General features: G+C 47.1%; 1 protein-coding gene. It reads left to right on the top strand.

The window, feature by feature from the left end; genetic code table 11:
- The coding region (gene glnE, locus R7R78_RS23925; RefSeq protein ID WP_225474354.1) for a bifunctional [glutamate--ammonia ligase]-adenylyl-L-tyrosine phosphorylase/[glutamate--ammonia-ligase] adenylyltransferase at positions 1-1,475 on the top strand (1,475 nt) is incomplete at both ends.

Raw genomic sequence — 1,475 nt, 5'->3', positions numbered from 1 at the left:
CGAAATGTATCCGCAATATCAAGAGCTACGCAAAATGTTGCGTCCGTTTGTGTTCCGTCGTTACATCGACTTTAGTGCGATTCAGTCGTTGCGCCGCATGAAATCAATGATCAGCAGTGAAGTGCGACGTCGCGGTTTAACCAACAACATCAAGCTGGGTGCTGGTGGTATTCGAGAAATTGAGTTTATCGCGCAAGTTTTCCAACTGATTCGTGGCGGGCGAGAGCCATCTTTGCGCAATCGTGGTTTGCTAGAAACCTTAAATGGTATTGAAGAGCTTGCATTGTTAACCCCGCAAGAAGTCAGCAATCTGGAAGCGGCATATAAATATTTACGCCAGCTAGAAAATCTACTGCAAGCAATGGCAGACAAGCAGACTCAAACGCTGCCCGATTGCGACATTGAGCGTTTAAAACTGGCAACTGCGATGCAGCTAGAGTCGTGGGATCTGCTCATCGAACAAACTCAGCAGCACATGAACAAAGTGCATCAAGTATTTGAAACCTTGATTGGTGACGATGAAGAAGATGAGGGCAGCACGATTGCTCGTCATTTCCATGAATTATGGGATATGGCCAATAAACAAGATGTACTAGAGCTGATTTTAGAGCAGGACATTCAAGCCGAAGAACCCGCCATATTCTCTAAAGCTATCATCAACTTTAAAGCCGACTTGGCCAAGAAAACGCTCGGCCCCCGTGGGCGAGAGGTCTTAAACCGCTTGATGCCAAAAGTGTTTGATGCGGTGTTTGCCCACCCAGATGCTCAATTTGGTTTACCGCGAGTGTTGCATCTACTACACAATATTTGCACGCGCACGACGTACTTAGAATTGTTGGATGAACACCCTGCCGCATTGGTGCAGTTGGTGCGCTTGTGTACCGCAAGTCCAATGATTTCCGAACAGTTGTCTCGTTATCCAATCCTTCTGGATGAGTTGATAGATCCTCAACAACTGTACAACCCAATTCCACTCGATAGCTATCGCACTGAATTGCGCGATTTCCTTGCCCGTATTCCCGAAGATGATATGGAGCAGCAAATGGAAGCGCTGCGTCAGTTTAAGCAAATTTGTATTCTGCGTATTGCCGCAGCGGATATCGCTGGCGTGCTGCCAGTCATGAAAGTAAGTGATCACTTAACTTATCTAGCAGAAGCCATTGTTGAAGCGGTGGTCAGCCAAGCGTGGCTTCAAGTGTCTGAAAAATACGGCGAGCCAACACACGTGAAAGACCGTGAAGGCAAAGGCTTTGCCGTGATCGGTTATGGTAAAGTCGGTGGATGGGAGTTGGGCTACAACTCAGACTTAGATATCGTCTTTATGCACGACTGCCCAGTTAATGTATACACCGATGGGAAGAAGGAAATTGATGGCCGCCAGTTCTACCTTCGTTTAGCACAGCGCATCATCCATATTTTCTCAACTCGCACCGCATCAGGTATTTTATACGAAGTGGACACTCGCTTACGTCCTT

The organism is Vibrio sp. 2134-1, from assembly GCF_033339495.1.
The sequence above is the reverse complement of the archived record's forward strand: the minus strand, read 5'-3'. Positions and strand labels throughout refer to the sequence as shown.